This is a genomic window from Mycolicibacterium houstonense, assembly GCF_900078665.2.
In the GTDB taxonomy this organism is placed as follows: domain Bacteria; phylum Actinomycetota; class Actinomycetes; order Mycobacteriales; family Mycobacteriaceae; genus Mycobacterium; species Mycobacterium houstonense.
In genome coordinates this window covers 2558052-2574116 of record NZ_LT546207.1, presented here as the reverse complement: position 1 = coordinate 2574116, position 16065 = coordinate 2558052, and the positions used below count along the sequence as shown (strand labels likewise).

The window sequence follows — 16065 nt, the reverse complement described above, 5'->3', positions numbered from 1 at the left end:
CCGCCTGCCGCGGCGGGCACGTCCGGGTGAACAACGTACCGGCCAAGCCGGCACAGCACGTCAGCCCAGGTGACGAGGTCCGGGTCCGGCTGGACGGGCGCGAACGCATCGTGGAGGTGATCCGGCCGATCGCCAAGAGGGTCAGTGCCGCCATCGCATCGGAGTGCATGATCGACCGCAGTCCGCCACCACCGCCCAAGGAGATGATGGCTACGGTTCCGGTCCGTGACCGAGGAGCCGGTCGACCCACGAAACGCGAACGGCGACAACTGGATCGGCTGCGCGGGACGTTCTGAACCGAAAATAGATTGCATCGGTGCGTACTATGGGTGACGCATCTGCTGTCAACCGAGGTGGGCTGAAAACATGCTGGGAGCTGACGAGATCTCCGGGTGATCCCCGAGAGTCGATCCGTCATCCTGTCCTTTTTTGCGGTGCCTGGTGCCCGCATCACTTTGGAGTCCCAGCATGTCTATTGTCTGTTCCCATTTGTCGTTCGCCTGGCCCGACGACGTCGAGCTGTTCTCGGACCTGTCGTTCACCGTCGGCCCCGGCCGGACCGGGCTGGTCGCGCCCAACGGTGCCGGAAAGAGCACGCTGCTCAAGTTGATCGCCGGCGAATACCGTCCGTCTGCGGGCTCCGTGGTGGTCGACGGGACCGTCGGCTATCTGCCCCAAAGCCTGCCGTTCACCGCCGATCTCACGGTGGCCTCGGTGCTGGGAATCGCCCCGGTGCTCGACGCGCTGGCGGCGCTGGCCGACGGTGACTCCAGCGACGCGGTGTTCACCACGATCGGTGACGACTGGGACATCGAGGAACGCTCCCGCGCGCAGCTGGACCGGCTCGGTCTGCAGGATCTGGCGCTGGACCGTCGGCTGGGCACCCTGTCGGGCGGGGAGGTGGTGTCACTGGGTCTGGCGGCTCAACTGCTCAAGCGTCCCAGCGTTCTGCTGCTCGATGAGCCCACCAACAACCTGGACAGTCAGGCTCGCCACCGCCTGTACGACGCGCTGGACAGCTACTCCGGCTGCCTGCTGGTGGTCAGCCACGACCGGGTACTGCTGGACCGGATGGATCAGATCGCCGAGCTGTACCGCGGCGAAATCGTGTTCTACGGAGGCAATTTCACGGCTTACCAAGAGACGGTCGAGGCAGCGCAGAAGGTGGCCGAGGGCAACATCCGCAACGCCGAACAGCAGCTGAAGCGTGAGAAGCGGCAGATGCAGGAGGCCAGGGAGAAGGCGGCTCGCCGTTCGGCCAATGCGGCCCGCAATCTCAAGGACGCGGGCCTGCCGAAGATCGTGGCGGGCAAGCTCAAACGCGATGCCCAGGAATCGGCGGCCCGCGCCGACGATGTGCATGCCCGCCGGGTGGACGATGCCCGGACGAAGCTCGACGAAGCCGAACGAGCGTTGCGTGATGATTCGGTGATCGCGCTGGACCTGCCCGACACCGTGGTGCCCACCGGGCGCACGATATTCGACGGGGAGGGTGTGCAGATCAGCCGCGATGGACGGAAGCTGTTCGCCGACAACGGGATCAGCCTTTCCATCCGCGGGCCGGAGCGCATCGCCCTGACCGGTCCGAACGGGGCGGGCAAGTCGACCCTGCTGCGGATCATCGACGGTACGCTGGAACCCGAGGCGGGGACGATCCAGCGGGTCGACGGGCGCATCGCCTCGCTGTCGCAACGGCTGGACCTGCTGGACGAGAACCGGACGGTGGCCGAAAACCTGGCCGCTGCGGCGCCCAGCCTGTCGCACACCCGGCGCATGCATCTGTTGGCGCAGTTCCTGTTTCGCGGCGACCGGATCAATCTGCCGGTGGCAGCGTTGTCGGGCGGGGAGCGGTTACGCGCGACGCTGGCGTGCGTGCTCTACGCCGAGCCCGCGCCCCAGCTGTTGTTGCTGGACGAACCCACCAACAACCTCGATCTGGTCAGCGTCGGGCAACTGGAGTCCGCCCTCAACGCCTACCGCGGGGCTTTCGTCGTGGTCAGCCACGACGAGCGGTTTCTTCAGGCGATCGGCATCGACCGCTGGTTGCGGCTCGACGGCGGGGAGTTGAACGCTACTGCCGGCGCGGGTTGATGTTGTGCACCTGGGTGGGGACGGGGCCGACGCCGAAGCCGTCCTCCGCTGCCGCACCGGCCGAGGCGCGATTGCCGAGTTGCTCGTAGCCGCGTTCGGCGGCGGTCCCGGCCTCGCCCGGAGATGTGCGATCACGGTCGTGCTCGCGCGGCTCGGCGTCGTCCTTCTTGTCGTCCCGGCCGTCGTGCTGGGAGTCCGGCTTGCCGTCTTGTTGATCGGCGGCCTTGACGGCGTCCTCGGCCCCGGCGCGACCGGTTTCCGCCGCTGTGGCAGCCGCGTCCCCGCCGTCTCCGGCCGCTTGGGTGGCTGCCTCGACGATGCCCTGCACACCCTGCATGACCTGCTGTGGCACCTGCGTCATCGCCTGGGTCAGCCCTTGGAGCGGCTGGGTGATCGACTGCGCCATCTGCCCTGCCATCTGACTGAACTGGCCGACCATCTGGCCCGCGCCGCCCGCTCCCGAACTTGCGGCTTCGGAGGCATCTGATCCGCCGCCTGCCGCGGATGCCGGAGCGCTTCCTCCGCCGAGCGCGTCGGCCTGGGCCTTGAGCTGCTCTCCGGCGGCCGTGTCACCACGTGCATATGCCTGCGAAGCCATGCCCAGCAGTTCGGCCATTCGGCCGGCGGCCACCTGGGTGGCGCCCAGCGCGCCGTCTCGGGCGGACATGGCACCGCCGTATGCATTCTGAACCGGGAAGCCGATGGTGCCCTGGGTGGAGGCGAGGTCCGACGGACCCGAGAACGCATCCTTGAAGGTGCTCATTTCTTCACTGACGCTGCCGACGATGCCTTGCAGGCCGGTGATGGCGCCTGAGTCGGCGACGAGCTGGTTCATCGAGCCCCCTGGAGATCGTGCGTTCTCACCGGGCATTCTACTGTCGGCGCGGGTGGGTACTGAGCGGCCATTTCGCCTGGATCTGGGGCGGGCCAGGGCCGGGATCGGGAACCTCTCAGGCAGACGTCTGATGCTCGGCGTCCGCGGCGGCGGCGAGCATGCCGGCGTCGCGATACCGGCACGCGATGTCGGCCAGCCCCTCAGCATCCCCGGCCGCCAAGGCGCGGGCATGGTCGAGCGTCAGCCGCCCGAACGCGCAATCCAGATCCACCCTGGCCAGCGCGTCGACCGCGCGGGTATCACCCAGGCGCACGCAGTCGTGCAGGGCCCGCAGCATTGCCGCGGACTGGCCGCCGCGCTCAGCCGCCTTGGCGGCCTCGCGGGCGGAGGCCACCGCGCCCACCGAATCCTTGCGGGCCGAACATGTCCAGGCGCGAGCCAGCGCCAGCTCCGGAGCGAACAGCATCGACTTGAGTCCGTGCCGGGATTCCGCCCGGGACAAGGCCTTTCCGGCTTCGACCGGCATGCCACGCTGACCGAGCGCCTGCGCCAACAACATCCAGGCCAGCGGGCCCCACGAATACCCCGTGGGCGCCAGTGCGGAAGTTGCCCTGCGTAGCAACGAAATCGCCTCGTCGCCTTGGCCGCGGACCAGCAGTACGTCGGCCATCAACACCTCGCCGACGGCGCGACCGGGCTGCAGCAGTTGCGTGAAATCGGTGATCCTCCGGGTCAATTCCTGGGCGCGGGCCAGCTGGCCGGTCATCAGCAGCGCGGTGGTCTGGCCGAACCCGCTGGTGAACCGCAACAGGCCGGGATGGCCTGCCGCCAGTGCGCGCTCGGCCATCGCGTCCACGCGGTCGAAGGCGCCGATCCGCGCGCAACTGAGCGCCGCCGTCGAGGCGGCCCAGCCGACCGCTGTGTCATCGGCGGCGGGGGAGGCGAGCACCTCCAGCGCCAGGCCCAACGCCCGTTGTGGCGCACCGGCATTCATCGCGAAGGTGGCCGCGAGTGCGTCAAGGGTGGTCTGCGCCGCCGGTGTCGTCACCCGGCGCCGGGTGGCGCGCAGGAACGCCGTGGCTCGCTCGGGTTCCGACAGCATCCAGAACTGATTCGCCGCCTGCGGCAACGCCCACGCCATCAGTTGTTCCTCGGACAGATCTGCCGGGTCGATCTGTCCCAGGACGGCATCGGCCTCGCGGCCACGGCCCTGCCAGGCCAGCGCGTACGCCAGGGTCAGCAGTCCCTTGAAGCTGGCACCCGAACCACCCGACGCGATCGCGGCCCGTGCCAGCCGCTCACTCAATTCCAGATCACCCAATCGCAGCGCCTCGGCGGCCGCGTCGACTCCCTCATCCGCGGACAGGGGCACATCGCTGTCGAGGGCAAGCACCGCGATCCGCAACCGGTCCACCACACTGGGGCGCGGCGCCGCCACCAACTGTTTGACCAGCGCGTTGCGCAGCCGCCGCAGGCCAGGCCCGCCGATGGCGGCCCGCACGGCGCTCAGGAACAGCGGATGCACACAACGCACATCGTCGCCCTCGACGCGCACCACACCGCATCGCTGCGCGGAGTCGACGGCGCCGGTGCTGGTCAACGCGACCAGATCGGACCAGGGCAGTGGATCGTGCACCGCCAACTGCCGCAGTACGGCGGCGGCGTCGTCGGGCAGGTCGGCCAGGAACGTCGTCACCTGGTCGGCCAGGCGGGCGTCGTCGTGACCCGGGGGCGACATCTCCACCCGGTTGGTCGGCCCGTCCTCCCACAACGCCGCGACGTAGTCGGGCGCCTCGGCGGCCGCAGTGACGATGAGCTTGGCCGCGCCGCTCACCGCCAGTTGGTACACCAGGGCGGCAGACAACCGGTCCAGCAGATGTGCGTCGTCGACGACGAGCAACAGATCGGAACCGAGCGCTTCGCGGGCGGCTCGCAACACGTCGGCGGTCCTGCCCTCGGACGGGACGTCGATCAGATGCGCCACCGCGGCAAACGGCACCGCCGCAGCGGATTCGGAGCCGGTTATCCACACGACCCGACGGAAATCGGGGGCCAGATATACGGCTGCCGTGCGTGCCAGCGTGGTCTTGCCGACGCCGGCGGGGCCGAGTATCGCCGCGCCGCACCGCTCGTGCAGGCCCGCCTCCAGGCCGTCGAGCACACGGTCACGCGGTGCGATCACCCAGTCGACAGCCATCCACCGAATCCTATGGCGGGTTGGAGCCGCCCAACGCGGAATCGAGGTCCGGGTATGCCGAGATCGAGTCGTCCAGCCCGCATTCGGTGATGATCCGCCGGATGCTGCGCAGACCGATGACCAATCGCACCGTGATGCCTTGCTGGCGGCTGTCGACGGACTGCTTGGCCAGGGCGACCAAGGCGCCGCAGCTCATGAAATCCAGCGCTGCGCAGTCGATGACGAGGACCGATGCCGGCGGGGTCGCGGCGGTCGATTCGGCGAGCATGCGTTGCCAGCCGGCTTCGTTGTGGGCATCCACCTGCCCGAAGGCCTGCACGATGCGGCCTCCGGGCGTGTTGCGAGCCGTCCAGTGCAGCTCGAAGTCCTGCTGGTTCGATTCCACGGTGCAACCGAGCATAACCCGGTCCGTTTACGTTGTAAACGGTCCTGGTCAGTGACCCGTCAGCGGCCGTTGAGCCAGGTTTCGATCCGATCGAGCAGGGCCTCCAACGCGTCCTCGAACTCGTCGGTGCTGTGGTCTTCGGTCAGCAGCGGCTGCAGCCGTCGCAGGTTCGGGTAGTCGGCCAGCGACGTATCGGGCCGCGGGTCGTCATCCAGCACCGCCTCGTCCGGGCTCAGCTGCACGCCGCGGGCGGAGACCTCCAGGAGCAACTGCCCGACCAGAAACGTCGTGTACGTCCGGTACGCGGCCACTGCGGCCTCATCGCTGAACCCGTACGAGATCAGCGTCTCCAGGAACGTCTCCATCCAGCGCAGGCTGCGCAGCGGTGGCCGCACCCACGGGGCTTCCGGCGCCTCGGTCGCCACCAGCGGGAACACCTCGGGATGCTGGATCGCGATCTGGCGGACACCGTGCCCGAGACGCAGCAAGAAGTCCTGCCAGCCGTCTTCCTGGCGGCGTGCGGCGAGCTGATCGGCGTAGAGCCGATCCACGACGTGATTGACGACCCCGGTCAGCAGATCACCGCGACTGTGTACGTACCGGTACAGGGCCATCGCCTCGACCCCACACGCCGCGCCGAGACGCCGCATGGTCAGCTTGGCCAGGCCGTCGCGGTCGATCAGGTCGATCGCGGTGTCCAGGATGAACTCGCGGCTCAACCGTGTCGGTTGATCGACATCGTCAGTCACCAGGTTCGCCCCTCCGAGTTCACTACAGTCTCCCCGCGACAGGTGGCTGAGTCCATCACCAACAGACATCGCCCACCGGACATCGACGGTTCACCACCACCCTCTACGTTGGTTACGTGTCCGGAGAAACTGACCGTCAGTGGGCGGTGTGTGTTTATTGCGCCTCGGGTCCCACCCATCCCGAGCTGCTGGCATTGGCCAGTGAGGTAGGGGTGGCGATCGCCAAGCGAGGCTGGACCCTGGTCTCCGGCGGCGGCAACGTCTCGGCGATGGGCGCGGTCGCCCGGGCGGCGCGCTCGGGCAACGGGCGCACGGTCGGCGTCATCCCCAAGGCGCTCGTCCACCGCGAGCTCGCCGACGTGGACGCCGCGGAGCTGGTGGTCACCGACACCATGCGCGAACGCAAGAAGGAGATGGAGGACCGCTCCGACGCCTTCATCGCGCTACCGGGCGGCATCGGCACCTTGGAGGAATTCTTCGAGGCCTGGACCGCGGGTTACCTGGGCATGCACGAGAAGCCGCTGGTGCTGCTCGACCCGTTCGGCCACTACGACGGATTGTTGGCCTGGCTGCGCAGTCTCGTCGATTCTGGCTACGTGAGTAGCGAGGCCCTGGACCGGCTGGTGGTCGTCGACGAGGTCGCCGCCGCACTCGACGTCTGCGCGCCGGCGACCTAGTACCGGCGGTAACGGTGGTTACCAGCGCGGTTTAAGGTGTTGCCCACACGGGCGCCGTCTCGTGACCCACAACAACGCGCAGGGGGACACCGCATGACCGAACAGAAGTCGGGCACCAGGAGCAGCGTCGGCCTACTCGACCTCGCCAGCCAGGTACCCGGTCTCCTGATGGATGCGCCGGTCATCGTGCGGGGCGTGCTCACCGGTGTGATGGCCCGGCCCGGCGCCAAGACCTCGATCGGCAAGGTGTTCCAGGAGCGGGCCGCCCAGTACGCCGACCGCGTGTTCCTCAAGTTCGGTGACGAGCGGATCACCTATCGGGAAGCCAACGAAACGGTCAACCGGTACGCGGCGGTCCTGGCGGCCAAGGGCGTCGGCCACGGTGACGTGGTCGGGGTGATGCTGCGCAACTCGCCTGACGCGGTGCTGCTCATGCTGGCCATCGTGAAGTGCGGCGCCGTCGCGGGCATGCTCAACTACCACCAGCGCGGCAAGGTGTTGGCGCACAGCATCGGGCTGCTCAAGGCCACCGCCGTGGTGGCCGAGACCGACCTGATCGACCCGATCGTCGAATGCGAGGCCGAGACCAACGGCCTCATCACGGTCGAGGAACTGCGCCGGCTCGCGGCCACCGCGCCGACCACCAACCCGGCCAGCGCATCGGCCGTGCTGGCCAAGGACAAGGCCTTCTACATCTTCACCTCGGGTACCACCGGCATGCCCAAGGCCAGCGTGATGACGCACTACCGGTGGCTGCGCGCCCTGGCCGGATTCGGCGGTCTCGGGTTGCGGCTGCACAGCGACGACACCCTGTACTGCTGCCTGCCGCTCTATCACAACAACGCGCTGACCGTCTCCGTCGGTTCGGCGCTGAACTCGGGTGCGGCACTGGCCCTGGGCAAGTCGTTCTCGGCGTCCCGGTTCTGGGACGACGTCATCGGCTACGGCGCCACCGCGTTCGTCTACATCGGCGAGATCTGTGGCTATCTGCTCAACCAGCCGCCGAAGCCGACCGACCGCGCCCACAACGTTCGCGTCATCGTCGGCAACGGGTTGCGCCCGGCGATCTGGGACGAGTTCACCCAGCGGTTCGGCATTCCGCGGGTGTGTGAGTTCTACGCCGCCAGCGAGGGCAACACCGCCTTCGTCAACGTCTTCAACGTCTCGAAGTCCACCGGTATCTGCCCGAGCCCGGTCGCCTTCGTCGAATACGACGCCGACAGCGGTGAACCCGCGCGCGGCGCCGACGGCCGGCTGCGCAAGGTCAAGCGCGGCGAGCCCGGGCTGATGCTGTCCAAGATCAGCGCGCTGCAGCCGTTCGACGGGTACACCGACAAAGCGGCCAGCGAGAAGAAGCTGGTGCGCGACGCCTTCAAGGACGGCGACGTCTGGTTCAACACCGGTGACCTGATGCGGTCCCAGGGGCTGGGGCACGCGGCATTCGCCGACCGGCTCGGCGACACCTTCCGCTGGAAGGGGGAGAACGTCGCCACCACCGAGGTCGAGGCCGCGCTCGCCGGGAATCCGGCGATCGAGGAGTGCACGGTGTTCGGCGTCGAGGTGCCCGGGGCCGGCGGCCGGGCCGGAATGGCCGCCATCCAGCTCAAGGCCGATCACGACTTCGACGGCAAGGCCATCGCCGACGCGTTCTACGGCCACCTGCCGGCCTACGCCGTGCCGTTGTTCGTGCGCGTCGTTCCCGAACTGGCGCACACCTCGACGTTCAAGAGTCAGAAGGTCGACCTGCGCAAGCAGGGTTACGGCCCGGACGTGTCGGATCCGCTCTACGTGCTGGCCGGCCGGGACGAGGGGTACGTGCCGTTCTACGCCGAATACCCCGACGAAGTGACCGCCGGAAAGCGGCCCAAGTAGCCGGGCCCGGTTCGCCCGCGACCGCACGAGGGCGGCCGTTACCGCACCAGGCACTATGGAGGCGTGTTGTCGACCTTCTGCGGACGCCCGGTCGCCGGTGATCGTGCGCTGATCATGGCGATCGTCAACCGCACCCCGGACTCGTTCTACGACCGCGGGGCCACCTTCACCGACCAGGCCGCCAAGTCCGCGGCGGCCCGGGTGATCGAGGAGGGCGCCGACGTGATCGACGTCGGCGGGGTCAAGGCCGGTCCGGGCGGCCCGGTCGATCCGCACGAGGAGATCGCCCGCGTCGTGCCGTTCATCGAATGGCTGCGCAACACCTACCCCGATCAAGTGATCAGCGTCGACACCTGGCGCGCCGCGGTGGCCAAACAGGCCTGCGCGGCCGGCGCCGATCTGATCAACGACACCTGGGCGGGGGCCGATCCGGCGCTGCCCGAAGTCGCGGCCGAGTTCGGGGCCGGACTGGTGTGCTCGCACACCGGTGGCGCGGTGCCGCGCACCCGGCCCTTCCGCGTCAACTACGGAATCACCGAACGCGGCGTGGTCGACGACGTCATCGCCGAGGTGACCGCCGCGGCCGAACGGGCCGTGGCAACGGGTGTGCCGGCCGACCGGATCCTGATCGACCCGACCCACGATTTCGGCAAAAACACTCATCACGGTCTTAGTTTGTTGCGCCACGTAAAAGATCTTGTTAAGACCGGATGGCCGGTCCTGATGGCACTGAGCAACAAAGATTTCGTCGGGGAGACTCTGGGTGTGGAGCTGACCGAGCGCCTGGAGGGCACCCTGGCCGCGACTGCCTTGGCCGCCGCGGATGGAGCCGCCATGTTCCGGGTACACGAAGTCGGACCCACACGGCGCGTACTGGAGATGGTCGCGTCGATCCAGGGAGTGCGGGCACCCGCACGAACAGTGAGGGGACTGGCATGACAGACCTGCTACCTGACCTGACCGTCAACGATGGCGTTGTCGGACACCGCTGGCTGACCGACCACAGCTGGAACCGGCCGACATGGACCGTGGCCGAACTGGAGGCCGCCAAGGCCGGCCGCACGGTCTCGGTGGTGCTGCCTGCCCTGAACGAAGAGGAGACCGTCGGATCCGTCGTCGAGACGATCACCCCGCTGCTGGGGGGTTTGGTGGACGAGCTGATCGTGCTCGACTCCGGGTCCACCGACGACACCGAGATCCGCGCGGTCGCGGCCGGGGCCCGGGTGATCAGCCGCGAGACCGCGCTGCCCGAGATCGCAACGCAGCCCGGCAAGGGTGAGGTGCTGTGGCGGTCGCTGGCCGCCACCACCGGCGACATCATCGCGTTCGTCGACTCCGACTTGATCGACCCCGACCCGATGTTCGTGCCCAAGCTGCTGGGGCCGCTGCTCACCGCCGACGGGGTGCATCTGGTCAAGGGCTTCTACCGGCGCCCGCTCAAGGTCAGCGGGGCCGAGGACGCCAACGGCGGCGGCCGGGTCACCGAGCTGGTGGCACGCCCGCTGCTGGCCTCGCTGCGGCCCGAGCTGAACTGCGTGTTGCAGCCGCTGGGCGGCGAGTACGCGGGCACCCGCGAGCTGCTCACCTCGGTGCCGTTCGCGCCCGGCTACGGCGTGGAGATCGGCCTGCTGGTCGACACCTACGACCGGCTGGGCCTCGACGCCATCGCCCAGGTGAACCTGGGGGTCCGGGCCCACCGCAACCGGCCGCTCACCGAGCTGGCCTCGATGAGCCGCCAGGTCATCGCAACCCTGTTGTCGCGCTGCGGGATTGCCGATTCGGGCGTCGGGCTGACCCAGTTCTTCGCCGACGGGGACGACTTCTCCCCGCGGGTGTCGTCGGTGTCGCTGGCCGACCGGCCGCCCATGGTCACCCTGCGGCCGCGCTGAGCGGCGGCCGTCCGATCAGTTCTTGGCGACGACGGCCCCGGTGGCCGCGTCGATGCTGACGTCGTGAACCGCGTTCGATGAGTCGACGACGTCGGCTTCCCACACCACGGTGCCGCCGTCGCGGCCATCGAGGCCCAGTTCGGTGATCCGCCCGTCGACGGCCTTGGTGACCGCGTCGACCGCGGCCCGGAAGTCGAGCTTGGCCGCCTGGAGGCGGTTGCGATGCTCGGCGACGTCCTCGGGATCGTCGGGTTTGGCGATCGGCCCGTTGAGGATCGTGGTGCCGTCCGCGGAGATCTCGGCTTCGTGTTTGACGCCGTCGGCGGTGATGACCTGGACCTCCCATTGCGTGCCGTTGCGCTCGCTGTCGATCGCGTAGACGGTGCTGTCCGGCACGGCGCGGCGGGCGGTGTCGGCGGCCGCCAGCAGTGCGGAGTTGTCGGCCGCCGACGGCGGTACCGACGTGGGTGCGGGAGNAGGTGGCGCCAGGTGTCAGCCGGGTGAGGCAGTATCGAGGGCGTGACACTGATACTGCTGTACCTGGTGGTGCTGGTTCTGGTGGCCACGGTGCTGTTCGGCCTGGGCAGCGTCATCTTCGGCCGGGGCGAGACGTTGCCGCCGTTGCCACGCGGCACCACCGCGACGGTGCTGCCCGCCTCGGGCGTCACCGGCGCCGATGTGGAGGCGCTCAAGTTCGCCCAGGTGATGCGCGGGTACAAGACCAGCGAGGTGGACTGGGTGCTGGATCGTCTGGGCCGCGAACTCGACGCGGTGCGGGGCGAGCTGGCCGCGGTGCGCGCGGCTTACGGGGTGCCCGACGACGATGTCGCCGATGACTTCGACGACGAGGACCAGGAGGTCTCGGCCACCGCCGGCGAGCTCCGCACCTCGGAGGAGCCGTGACCGAGGACGGCCGCATCCGCTGCGGCTGGGCGGTCGACGGAGCCGGCGACACCATCTACCGCGACTATCACGACACCGAGTGGGGCCGGCCATTGCGGGATTCCGGCGCACTGTTCGAGCGGATCAGCCTCGAGGCCTTCCAGAGCGGCTTGAGCTGGCTGACCATCCTGCGGAAACGGGAGAACTTCCGGGCCGCGTTCGACGGGTTCGACGCGGCCGCGGTCGCGCGGTACACCGACGACGACGTCGAGCGTTTGATGTCCGACGCCGGCATCGTGCGCAACCGGGCCAAGATCCTGGCCACCATCTCCAATGCCAGGGCGGTGGCCGAGCTCGATGTCGACCTGGGTGAGCTGTTGTGGTCGTTCGCCCCCGAGCCCCGGCCACGGCCCGCTGACCTGGATCAGGTACCTGCGGTGACACCCGAATCGACGGCGATGGCCAAGGAGCTCAAGCGGCGCGGCTTCAGATTCGTGGGTCCTACCACGGCATATGCGCTGATGCAGGCCACCGGGATGGTCGACGATCACGTCGCGTCCTGCTGGGTGCCGGTGACCGGTCAAATGTGACTCCGGTCGTTATCCGATGGGTCTTTGCACAACCATCACCGCGGATAAGGAACAATAGGGGAAGTTCAGTAGCAGTTCAGCGCCGGGTGCCGTCAACGAGTGGACGGCTTCGGCCCCAACCTGGCCCGCTGACGCGGGTTGGCTCAGTTGGAGGGAGCACTCGATGGCGGCGATGAAGCCCCGGACCGGTGACGGTCCATTGGAAGCAACCAAAGAGGGGCGAGGAATCGTGATGCGAGTACCGCTGGAAGGCGGTGGGCGCCTGGTTGTCGAGCTGACTCCCGACGAGGCTGCTGCGCTCGGCGACGAGCTCAAGGCCGTCACGAGCTGATCGACTCGCAAGGTGTCCGCTCAGGTGGACACCTTGCGATATATCTCCAGGGTCTGTTCTGCGATATGCGCCCAGGAGAACTCCGCAATGCACCGCCTGCGCCCGGCCTCGCCGTAGGCGCGGGCGGTTTCGGGCTCGGCCACCAGTGAGTTGACCGCGTCGGCCAGGCGCATCTCGAAGAACCGCGGGTCGTCGGCGTCGTAGTGCACCAGCAGGCCGGTCTGCCGGTCGGCGACGACCTCGGGGATGCCGCCGACGTCGGAGGCGACCACGGCTGTCGAACATGCCATCGCTTCGAGGTTCACGATGCCCAGCGGCTCGTACACCGACGGGCACACGAAAACTGTTGCGGCGGAGAGTATTTCGCGGATCTTGTTGATCGGCAGCATTTCGCGTACCCAGAACACGCCGGTGCGGGCCCGGCCCAGCTCGGCCACCGCCGAAGACACCTCGGCGGCGATCTCGGGGGTATCCGGCGCGCCGGCGCACAACACCAGCTGCACGTCGGGGCTGAACCGGTGGGCGGCGGCCACCAGGTGCGCCACCCCCTTCTGCCGCGTGATGCGCCCGACGAAGGCCACGATCGGGCGGCTCAGATCGACCCCGAGCTCGGCGAGCACCGAATCGCCGTCGGCCGGTGGTGTCGGGTACCAGACGTCGGTGTCGATGCCGTTGCGCACCACATGGACCCGGTTGGGGTCGAGCGCCGGATAGGTCCGCAGCACGTCGTCGCGCATCCCGGAGCTCACCGCGATCACCGCATCGGCGGCCTCGATCGCGGTGCGTTCCACCCACGATGACACCCGGTAACCTCCGCCGAGCTGCTCGGCCTTCCATGGCCGCAGCGGTTCCAGGGAATGCGCGGTCAGCACATGCGGGATGCCGTACAGCAGCGCGGTGAGGTGCCCGGCCATCCCGGCATACCAGGTGTGTGAGTGCACGACCGTGGCCTGCTCGGCGGAGTTGACCATGTTGAGGTCGGCCGACAACGTCGACAGCGCCGCGTTGGCGCCGCGCAGGGCCGGATCGGGCTGGGCCACGAAGGCGCCGTCACGCGGGGCTCCCATGCAGTGGACGTCGACTTCACACAGCTCGCGCAGTTGCGCGACGAGTTCGGTGACATGCACACCGGCACCGCCGTACACCTCGGGTGGATATTCCCGAGTCATCATGGCCACCCGCATATCCGAGACGGTAGTAGGTCGTGGTGGGTACAGCCACACGCCCGGACACTTGTGTTGCCATTGGCTGGCCGCGCTGCTGGTTGGCGGATAGGTTTGGACGCATGAGGGAGTTGCCACATGTGCTGGGCATCGTTCTGGCCGGGGGAGAGGGCAAACGGCTGTATCCGCTGACGGCTGATCGGGCCAAGCCGGCAGTTCCCTTCGGCGGTGCCTACCGGCTGATCGACTTCGTGTTGTCGAACCTGGTGAATGCCCGTTACCTACGGATCTGCGTTCTGACGCAATACAAGTCGCACTCCCTGGACCGCCACATCAGCCAGAACTGGCGACTTTCGGGCCTGGCCGGTGAATACATCACCCCGGTGCCCGCCCAGCAGCGGCTCGGGCCACGCTGGTACACCGGCTCGGCGGATGCGATCTATCAGTCGCTCAACCTGATCTACGACGAAGATCCCGACTACATCATCATCTTCGGTGCGGACCACGTGTACCGCATGGACCCCGAACAGATGCTGCGGTTCCACATCGACAGCGGCGCGGGCGCCACCGTCGCCGGGATCCGGGTGCCGCGCGCGGAGGCCAGCGCGTTCGGCTGCATCGACGCCGACGACTCCGGGCGGATCCGGGACTTCGTCGAGAAACCGGCCGACCCGCCGGGCACGCCCGACGATCCGGAACAGACGTTCGTGTCGATGGGCAACTACATCTTCACCACCAAGGTGCTGATCGACGCGATCCGCGCCGACGCCGACGACGACCATTCCGATCACGACATGGGCGGCGACATCATCCCGCGGCTGGTGTCCGACGGGATGGCCGCGGTCTACGACTTCAACAACAACGAAGTGCCCGGGGCCACCGAACGCGACCACGGGTACTGGCGCGACGTCGGAACCCTCGACGCGTTCTACGACGCGCACATGGACCTGGTGTCGGTGCACCCGGTGTTCAATCTCTACAACAAGCGCTGGCCGATCCGCGGCGAGTCGGAGAACCTGGCCCCGGCCAAGTTCGTCAACGGCGGTTCGGCCCAGGAGTCGGTAGTGGGGGCCGGCAGCATCATTTCGGCTGCCTCGGTTCGCAATTCGGTGTTGTCGTCCAACGTGGTGATCGACGACGGTGCCATCGTGGAGGGCAGTGTGCTGATGCCGGGTGTCCGCATCGGCCGCGGCGCGGTGGTGCGCCACGCGATCCTCGACAAGAACGTGGTGGTGGGTCCGGGCGAGATGGTGGGCGTGGACCTCGACAAGGACCGCGAGCGTTTCGCGATCAGCGCGGGCGGTGTCGTCGCCGTCGGCAAGGGCGTCTGGATCTGACCCGCCGGGCCGGTCTCACTCCCAGGGATCGACGGCCGCGCGCGGCGCCACCACCTTCGAATCGGCCCGCCGTTTGCGCCACCGCCACAGCCGGTACGCACCCCACAGCAGCGCCAGCAGCACCACCAGCACCAGCACCGGCAACAGGATCGCCACGAAGACCAGCCCGACGCTGGTGACGTCCTCCACCGTGGACAGCACCGGGGCGGCGACCCCTGCCGTCGCGACATTGGCCGCGGGGCGCACCGTCGACTTGGTCAACGACACCGCCAGCGCGGTGACGACACCGATCGCCACCGGAACCCATTGGCCGGACTGGGCGAACGCCCCCGGGTCGGCGACGGCCGCGGTCTGGGCCGCGGTGCCGGAGCCGAACACGATGCCGCCGGCGGTCGGGCGCACGAACGTCTGGATGGCGTCGTTCACCGAATCGAGCGCAGGCACCTTGTCGGCGATCACCTCGACGATCAGCAGCACCGCCACGATCGCCATCACCCAGCCGTTCTCCAACCAGGCCCACCCAGGCGGCAACGACACCAGGGCGGTGAACCGGGACAGCAGGCCCAGGGCCAGCAACGGAATGTAGGCGTTCAGCCCCGCCGCGGTGGCCAGGCCGAAGCCGGTCAGCAGTTCCATTACTGCAGTATGCGGCGAATTGCTCTCNCACCCGTCCGATCACCTCGTTCGTCTTCGCGGCGTCCAGCAGCGATTTCGTCATCGACCCGAACACCAGGCCCGCGGCGAACAGGCCCACCGACCATCCGATCGTCTGACCGCGTTGCAGCGCGAGATGCAGCCGCAGCGGCCCGGTGATCGTGGCGGCGTCGGGCTTCTCACCGGAGGAGGCGATGGTGCCTGCGTCGTACTGCCGACGGCTCTCCAGCACCGCGGCCAGTGCCATCAACGCCACGGCCAGGATGGCCAGCAACGCGAACGGCCACCAACGCAGGTCGACGAACGGACGCATCTGCTGGGCCCAGGCGATGGGGGAGAACCAGCTCAGTGCGCTGCCCGAGTTGTCGATGACGTCGCCGGCGCCGCGCACCAGCGCGGCCACCGCCAGCGCA

At 68.4% G+C, this 16065-nt stretch carries 18 protein-coding genes and 1 pseudogene; 11 read left to right on the top strand and 8 right to left on the bottom strand.

What is annotated here, in order from left to right:
* On the top strand, positions 1 to 296 hold a 296-nt coding region (locus BN4332_RS12940), incomplete at its 5' end, for an RNA-binding S4 domain-containing protein (RefSeq protein WP_066898806.1).
* A gap of 172 nt (positions 297 to 468) precedes the next feature.
* Entirely contained in the window at positions 469 to 2091 is a 1623-nt protein-coding gene (locus BN4332_RS12935) for an ABC-F family ATP-binding cassette domain-containing protein (RefSeq protein ID WP_066898804.1), read from the top strand.
* Here the strand turns inward: BN4332_RS12935 and BN4332_RS12930 are convergent.
* The 4 genes from BN4332_RS12930 to BN4332_RS12915 all read right to left on the bottom strand — a co-directional run bounded on the left by BN4332_RS12930 (position 2072) and on the right by BN4332_RS12915 (position 6326).
* Positions 2072 to 2926 carry a type VII secretion target gene (locus BN4332_RS12930; RefSeq protein ID WP_066898803.1) on the bottom strand — a complete coding sequence of 285 codons (855 nt, stop codon included), beginning with the start codon at positions 2924 to 2926 and terminating at the stop codon, positions 2072 to 2074. The two genes, BN4332_RS12935 and BN4332_RS12930, sit on opposite strands and share 20 nt — an antisense overlap.
* Positions 2927 to 3041: 115 nt before the next feature.
* Positions 3042 to 5123 carry an AAA family ATPase gene (locus tag BN4332_RS12925; protein ID WP_066898802.1) on the bottom strand — a complete coding sequence of 694 codons (2082 nt, stop codon included), beginning with the start codon at positions 5121 to 5123 and terminating at the stop codon, positions 3042 to 3044.
* Between the two features lie 10 nt (positions 5124 to 5133).
* Positions 5134 to 5508, bottom strand: coding sequence for an STAS domain-containing protein (locus BN4332_RS12920; RefSeq protein ID WP_160110842.1), 375 nt, complete (start codon positions 5506 to 5508; stop codon positions 5134 to 5136).
* A 59-nt stretch (positions 5509 to 5567) separates the two neighbouring features.
* Positions 5568 to 6326, bottom strand: coding sequence for a TetR/AcrR family transcriptional regulator (locus BN4332_RS12915; protein ID WP_084459263.1), 759 nt, complete (start codon positions 6324 to 6326; stop codon positions 5568 to 5570).
* Positions 6327 to 6373: 47 nt separating this feature from the next.
* Here BN4332_RS12915 and log point away from each other — a divergent pair, with 47 nt between their 5' ends.
* The 4 genes from log to BN4332_RS12895 all read left to right on the top strand — a co-directional run bounded on the left by log (position 6374) and on the right by BN4332_RS12895 (position 10695).
* Positions 6374 to 6934: a cytokinin riboside 5'-monophosphate phosphoribohydrolase gene (gene log, locus BN4332_RS12910; protein WP_066898800.1), complete on the top strand. Its 561-nt coding sequence runs from the start codon at positions 6374 to 6376 to the stop codon at positions 6932 to 6934.
* A 93-nt stretch (positions 6935 to 7027) separates the two neighbouring features.
* A complete protein-coding gene (gene fadD6 / locus BN4332_RS12905) occupies positions 7028 to 8806 on the top strand; it encodes a long-chain-acyl-CoA synthetase FadD6 (RefSeq protein ID WP_066898799.1) in 1779 nt (592 codons plus the stop codon).
* Positions 8807 to 8869: 63 nt separating this feature from the next.
* Positions 8870 to 9745, top strand: coding sequence for a dihydropteroate synthase (gene folP / locus BN4332_RS12900; protein ID WP_066898798.1), 876 nt, complete (start codon positions 8870 to 8872; stop codon positions 9743 to 9745).
* Positions 9742 to 10695 (top strand): glucosyl-3-phosphoglycerate synthase, encoded by a 954-nt coding sequence (locus BN4332_RS12895; protein ID WP_066898797.1) that lies wholly within the window; start codon positions 9742 to 9744, stop codon positions 10693 to 10695. Before folP ends, BN4332_RS12895 begins: the two co-directional genes overlap by 4 nt.
* A 15-nt stretch (positions 10696 to 10710) precedes the next feature.
* On the opposite strand, the gene BN4332_RS12890 is transcribed toward BN4332_RS12895, so the two are convergent.
* A complete protein-coding gene (locus BN4332_RS12890; RefSeq protein WP_066898796.1) occupies positions 10711 to 11091 on the bottom strand; it encodes a PepSY domain-containing protein in 381 nt (126 codons plus the stop codon).
* 123 nt (positions 11092 to 11214) lie between these two features.
* Here BN4332_RS12890 and BN4332_RS12885 point away from each other — a divergent pair, with 123 nt between their 5' ends.
* The 3 genes from BN4332_RS12885 to BN4332_RS12875 all read left to right on the top strand — a co-directional run bounded on the left by BN4332_RS12885 (position 11215) and on the right by BN4332_RS12875 (position 12498).
* On the top strand, positions 11215 to 11598 hold the full coding sequence (locus BN4332_RS12885) for a DivIVA domain-containing protein (RefSeq protein ID WP_066898795.1): 384 nt from the start codon (positions 11215 to 11217) through the stop codon (positions 11596 to 11598).
* Positions 11595 to 12167 (top strand): DNA-3-methyladenine glycosylase I, encoded by a 573-nt coding sequence (locus tag BN4332_RS12880; RefSeq protein ID WP_066898794.1) that lies wholly within the window; start codon positions 11595 to 11597, stop codon positions 12165 to 12167. Before BN4332_RS12885 ends, BN4332_RS12880 begins: the two co-directional genes overlap by 4 nt.
* 163 nt (positions 12168 to 12330) lie before the next feature.
* Positions 12331 to 12498: a DUF3117 domain-containing protein gene (locus BN4332_RS12875; RefSeq protein WP_003885506.1), complete on the top strand. Its 168-nt coding sequence runs from the start codon at positions 12331 to 12333 to the stop codon at positions 12496 to 12498.
* A 20-nt stretch (positions 12499 to 12518) separates the two neighbouring features.
* Here BN4332_RS12875 and glgA read toward each other — a convergent pair whose 3' ends face one another.
* A complete protein-coding gene (gene glgA / locus BN4332_RS12870; RefSeq protein ID WP_066898793.1) occupies positions 12519 to 13682 on the bottom strand; it encodes a glycogen synthase in 1164 nt (387 codons plus the stop codon).
* Between the two features lie 101 nt (positions 13683 to 13783).
* Between glgA and glgC the strand changes: the two genes are divergently transcribed.
* Complete coding sequence (gene glgC / locus BN4332_RS12865; protein ID WP_066898792.1) at positions 13784 to 14998, top strand: glucose-1-phosphate adenylyltransferase; 1215 nt, start codon at positions 13784 to 13786, stop codon at positions 14996 to 14998.
* 15 nt (positions 14999 to 15013) lie between these two features.
* Here the strand turns inward: glgC and BN4332_RS12860 are convergent, their stop codons facing one another.
* Positions 15014 to 15634 carry a DUF4126 domain-containing protein gene (locus BN4332_RS12860; RefSeq protein WP_066898791.1) on the bottom strand — a complete coding sequence of 207 codons (621 nt, stop codon included), beginning with the start codon at positions 15632 to 15634 and terminating at the stop codon, positions 15014 to 15016.
* 76 nt (positions 15635 to 15710) lie between these two features.
* Positions 15711 to 15899 (bottom strand): annotated as a pseudogene (locus BN4332_RS35740) (efflux permease Rv1217c-related protein); the annotation flags it as partial.
* On the opposite strand from BN4332_RS35740, the gene BN4332_RS35480 reads away from it, so the two are divergent.
* Positions 15850 to 16065 (top strand): hypothetical protein (locus BN4332_RS35480; protein ID WP_200820294.1); only part of this gene is annotated, 216 nt, incomplete at its 3' end. The pseudogene BN4332_RS35740 and the gene BN4332_RS35480 sit on opposite strands and share 50 nt — an antisense overlap.

Excerpts from the sequence above, each read along its gene's own strand:
- BN4332_RS12935 (WP_066898804.1), top strand. The coding sequence starts at position 469 with ATGTCTATTGTCTGTTCCCATTTGTCGTTCGCCTGGCCCGACGACGTC.
- BN4332_RS12930 (WP_066898803.1), bottom strand. The coding sequence starts at position 2,926 with ATGAACCAGCTCGTCGCCGACTCAGGCGCCATCACCGGCCTGCAAGGC.
- BN4332_RS12925 (WP_066898802.1), bottom strand. The coding sequence starts at position 5,123 with ATGGCTGTCGACTGGGTGATCGCACCGCGTGACCGTGTGCTCGACGGC.
- BN4332_RS12915 (WP_084459263.1), bottom strand. The coding sequence starts at position 6,326 with ATGTCTGTTGGTGATGGACTCAGCCACCTGTCGCGGGGAGACTGTAGT.
- fadD6 (WP_066898799.1), top strand. The coding sequence starts at position 7,028 with ATGACCGAACAGAAGTCGGGCACCAGGAGCAGCGTCGGCCTACTCGAC.
- BN4332_RS12895 (WP_066898797.1), top strand. The coding sequence starts at position 9,742 with ATGACAGACCTGCTACCTGACCTGACCGTCAACGATGGCGTTGTCGGA.
- BN4332_RS12875 (WP_003885506.1), top strand. The coding sequence starts at position 12,331 with ATGGCGGCGATGAAGCCCCGGACCGGTGACGGTCCATTGGAAGCAACC.
- glgA (WP_066898793.1), bottom strand. The coding sequence starts at position 13,682 with ATGCGGGTGGCCATGATGACTCGGGAATATCCACCCGAGGTGTACGGC.
- glgC (WP_066898792.1), top strand. The coding sequence starts at position 13,784 with ATGAGGGAGTTGCCACATGTGCTGGGCATCGTTCTGGCCGGGGGAGAG.
- BN4332_RS12860 (WP_066898791.1), bottom strand. The coding sequence starts at position 15,634 with ATGGAACTGCTGACCGGCTTCGGCCTGGCCACCGCGGCGGGGCTGAAC.